At 73.6% G+C, this 3883-nt stretch carries 6 protein-coding genes; 4 read left to right on the plus strand and 2 right to left on the minus strand.

Translation table 11 applies throughout. The features are described from left to right. A partial coding sequence (locus tag HW445_RS21490; RefSeq protein ID WP_218957247.1) for a hypothetical protein occupies positions 1–315 on the plus strand: 315 nt, incomplete at its 5' end. Here the strand turns inward: HW445_RS21490 and HW445_RS34160 are convergent. Further along, positions 302–1339, minus strand: a complete 1038-nt coding sequence (locus tag HW445_RS34160) for a helix-turn-helix transcriptional regulator (RefSeq protein ID WP_180222616.1) — start codon at positions 1337–1339, stop codon at positions 302–304. The genes HW445_RS21490 and HW445_RS34160 overlap by 14 nt on opposite strands. Positions 1340–1538: 199 nt before the next feature. Here HW445_RS34160 and HW445_RS21500 point away from each other — a divergent pair, with 199 nt between their 5' ends. Beyond that, the gene (locus tag HW445_RS21500) at positions 1539–1742 is read left to right on the plus strand and encodes a hypothetical protein (RefSeq protein WP_180222617.1); all 204 of its coding nucleotides are present in this window, start codon (positions 1539–1541) and stop codon (positions 1740–1742) included. Positions 1743–1829: 87 nt separating this feature from the next. On the opposite strand, the gene rdgB is transcribed toward HW445_RS21500, so the two are convergent. Then, positions 1830–2432, minus strand: a complete 603-nt coding sequence (rdgB, locus tag HW445_RS21505; RefSeq protein ID WP_180222618.1) for an RdgB/HAM1 family non-canonical purine NTP pyrophosphatase — start codon at positions 2430–2432, stop codon at positions 1830–1832. A 61-nt stretch (positions 2433–2493) separates the two neighbouring features. Between rdgB and rph the strand changes: the two genes are divergently transcribed. Both rph and HW445_RS21515 read left to right on the plus strand, forming a co-directional pair. After that, positions 2494–3225 carry a ribonuclease PH gene (rph, locus tag HW445_RS21510; protein WP_151775103.1) on the plus strand — a complete coding sequence of 244 codons (732 nt, stop codon included), beginning with the start codon at positions 2494–2496 and terminating at the stop codon, positions 3223–3225. A gap of 107 nt (positions 3226–3332) precedes the next feature. Continuing rightward, positions 3333–3731, plus strand: a complete 399-nt coding sequence (locus tag HW445_RS21515) for a hypothetical protein (RefSeq protein WP_180222619.1) — start codon at positions 3333–3335, stop codon at positions 3729–3731. Positions 3732–3883 lie beyond the last annotated feature (152 nt).

Raw genomic sequence — 3883 nt, forward strand, 5'->3', positions numbered from 1 at the left:
CCCCTCTTCGACGACCCGGGGCCGCACTCCGCGCGCTGGTGGACGACGGCCCCGCCCGGCGCCCCCTGGGCGTCCGAGCACGAGTTCGTCATGACGCTCCCCGAACCGTCCCCCGGCGGCCTCACCTGGGTGGAGCCGGAGTCCGCCCTCGGCTGGACGCAGCCCGAGGACGAGACCCTGGAGCTGGCGGCGGCCCTCGGCGCGGTGCTGGACACCCTGCTCGAGGGGCGGATCACCCCCGAGGTGGTGCGCACCCTCACCGTGGGCCACGGCCGGTCCTCGCTGCGCCCCGCCAGGGTGCTCACGCAGTGGTGACGGCCCCGGCCGCCCGGGCGGACGCGCCGGCCTCCTCCAGGCCGACCAGGTACCCGGACTGGAAGCGGCTCCTGGCGTCGAGGGTGCGCATGATCTCGGACACGTGCCGCTGGACGGTGCGCACCGACATGCCCAGCCGACGCGAGATGGCCTTGTCGTCCAGGCCCTCCGTCAGCAGCCGCACGATGGAGTGCCGCAGGTCGTCGGAGACCTGCTTGGCCCACTCACGGTCGAAGCCGACCGGGAAGGGGTCCGCCGCACGCCACGCCGTCTCGAACGAGTCCACCATGAAGGCCACCAGGTTGGACTCGTACACGACGAGGGCGTGGGCGGAGTTGCCCTGGACGCTGACCACGGCCGTCTTGCGGTCGTAGATGAGCATCCGGTCCGGGCCGTCGGCGAGGGTGCGGACCTCCGCGCCGCGCTCCATCATCCACTCCACGAACTCCACGGTGTGCGGGCTGTAGCGCGCCGGATGCTGGTAGATGGTGCGGCTGCTGACGCCGCGGGCCAGCATCCGTCCCATGCTGCCGCGCGCCTTCTCCAGCGCCTCGGGATCGCGCGCACCGCCCGGCTGCACGTGCAGCGCCTCGGTGCGGCAGCCGTCGGCGAGCCCGTCGATCAGCCGGCGCACGTCACCCAGGTCGGTCAGCAGCTCCACCGCCTTGCTCTGCTGGCGCTCCTGACCCGCCTCGTAGTACGGGGTGAGGCCGACGAAGGCGGCGCGCACGCGCTCCACGGCCTCGGTCTGCTCCCGTATGCGCCGCTCCATCGGCCCCAGCGCCTGACCCGCCGCGAACTGCGGCGACACGGCGACCAGCCGTTGCGGGTTGTCCGCGTCGCGGCGCAGCAGCCTGAGTTCCTCCAGCCGGGAGACGGCGACGGCGAGTTCCTCGTCGGCCAGCCCTGCCCCGGTCGCCGCCTCCTGCGGCGTGAACGACGGCACCGCCGCCGCGAACCGGTAGAGCCGCATGCCGGCCGGCGTCAGCTCGGCCGCGGGACCGTGTTCCTCGTGCTCCTCCACTGCGTAGTCCCCCCTTCGTGTTTGCGACAGGCGTGAACACCGCAGGCGGAGTGGTCTCCCCAGCGTTCCTCGAGCAGGGCAGTCTGAATTCAGGCGCCGCGCCGAACAGTCGACGCGAGGCCCGACCCCGGTCGGTCAAGAACACTCAGCGAAGTCGGCCTGCGTGAAGACGTCAGGTCCTCCGAGAAAAGGATTGACAATGCGGTCCATCTCTTCCCGTGTCGCCCTGGTCGTCGCCGGTTCCGCCGCCGCTCTCGGTTCGATTATTGCCGCCCCCGCCATGGCGTCCAGCGCTTCCGGTCCGGTCTCCAGCACGTCTGGAGCCGTCCTCGCGAGCAGCGCCGTGACGCTCGCCGAGACCCCGGGGACGTACACGCTCCAGGACGACAACGGCTGGTCCTGACCGGCCGGGCACCCGCGACCGGGAGGGGCCCCGCCCTGTCGCACACGCGACACGGCGGGGCCCCTCCTGACGGTGCGTGGGCCGCGGTCAGCCCAGCAGGTCGCGGACGGCCGGGGCCAGCGCCCGGAAGGCCTTGCCGCGGTGGCTGATGGCGTTCTTCTCGTCGGCGGTCAGTTCCGCGCAGGTGCGCTCCTGGCCCAGCGGCTGGAGGATCGGGTCGTAGCCGAAGCCGCCGGAGCCGGCCGGGGCCGCACGGAGGGTGCCCTCCAGGCGGCCCTCGACGACGCGCTCGGTCCCGTCCGGCAGCGCCAGCGCCGCCGCGCAGGCGAAGTGGGCGCCCCGGTGCTCCTCGGCGATGTCGGAGAGCTGGGCGAGAAGCAGGTCGAGGTTGGCCCGGTCGTCGCCGTGGCGGCCGGCCCAGCGGGCGGAGAAGATGCCGGGCGCGCCGTTCAGGACGTCGACGCAGAGACCGGAGTCGTCGGCGACCGCGGGCAGACCGGTCGCCCGGGCCAGCGCGTGCGCCTTGAGCAACGCGTTCTCGGCGAAGGTGACGCCGGTCTCCTTCACGTCGGGCACCTCGGGGAACTCCTCGGCGCCGACGAGTTCGTGGGCGAGGCCCGCCTCGGCGAGGATGGCGCGGAGTTCGGTGATCTTCCCGGCGTTGCGGGTGGCGAGGACGATGCGGGTCATGGGCACCAGTATCGTCGCCGCCCGTCCGGGCGAGGGCTGCGGGGCGGATAGGCTCGGCCGCATGTCTCGTATCGACGGCCGTACCCCCGACCAGCTCCGCCCGGTGACCATCGAGCGGGGGTGGAGCAAGCACGCGGAGGGCTCCGTCCTCGTCTCCTTCGGCGACACCAGGGTGTTCTGCACCGCCTCGGTCACCGAGGGCGTGCCGCGCTGGCGCAAGGGCAGCGGCGAGGGCTGGGTCACCGCCGAGTACTCGATGCTGCCGCGCGCCACCAACACCCGCGGGGACCGCGAGGCCGTCAAGGGCCGCATCGGCGGCCGGACCCACGAGATCAGCCGGCTGATCGGCCGTTCGCTGCGCGCGGTGATCGACTACAAGGCGCTGGGCGAGAACACGATCGTGCTGGACTGCGACGTCCTGCAGGCCGACGGCGGCACCCGCACGGCGGCGATCACCGGCGCGTACGTCGCGCTGGCGGACGCGGTGGCATGGGCGCAGGGGAGGAAGCTGGTGAAGGCCGGGCGGCAGCCGCTGACCGGCACGGTGTCGGCGGTGTCGGTGGGCATCGTGGCCGGGGTGCCGCTGCTGGACCTCTGCTACGAGGAGGACGTGCGCGCCGAGACGGACATGAACGTGGTGTGCACCGGCGACGGCCGCTTCGTCGAGGTGCAGGGCACCGCGGAGGCCGAGCCGTTCGCCCGTGAGGAGCTGAACGCGCTGCTGGACCTGGCGGTGGCCGGCTGCGGCGACCTGGCCGCGGCCCAGCGCGCCGCGCTGGAACTCACCCTCTAGGGGGACGGCAGGCGGGGAACTCCGCCCGGCCGCCGCGCGTCCTGATGTGTGGGGACGCGCGGCGGCCGTCGTGCGTTCCGGCCCCCCAAGAAGGAGGACCGGTTTCCATGTCTGTTCCCGCGGCGCGTACCGCGAAGAGGGTTCCGGCGGCGATCGCCGCGGTGGCGGTGGCCGCCCTGCTGACCACCGGCTGCGACGCCCTGTCCACAGCGGTGGACTGCGCGCGGACGGCGGCCGCCATATCCGACAGCGTCGCCGAGCTGCAGCAGGCCGTGGACGCCGCGAGCAACGACCCGACGCAGCTCGAGGAGTCGCTGGCCTCGATCGACCAGAACCTGGCCGAGCTCGACGACTCCACGGGCGACGCCGACGTCGGCAAGGCCGTCGACGACCTCCGCGCCGGCGTCGAGGAGGTCCGCAAGGCCGTCGAGGGCGGTGACGTCACGCCGGACATCACACCGATCACCGACGCCTCCGGAGAGCTGGCCAAGGTCTGCACGCCCTGACCGGGGCCGCCGGGGCGGCGCCTCGGCCCCGTCCGCGGGTCCGTCCCGGCCGCGGGTCCGTCCCGTCGGCGGGTCGGTCCCGTCCGCGGGTCCGTCAGCCGACAGGCGGTCGGTCAGCCGACAGACGGCCGGTGGGCCGATCGCCGGTAGAC

Origin of the sequence: Streptomyces sp. UH6, assembly GCF_013421635.1 — a bacterium.
Taxonomy (GTDB): domain Bacteria; phylum Actinomycetota; class Actinomycetes; order Streptomycetales; family Streptomycetaceae; genus Streptomyces; species Streptomyces abyssomicinicus.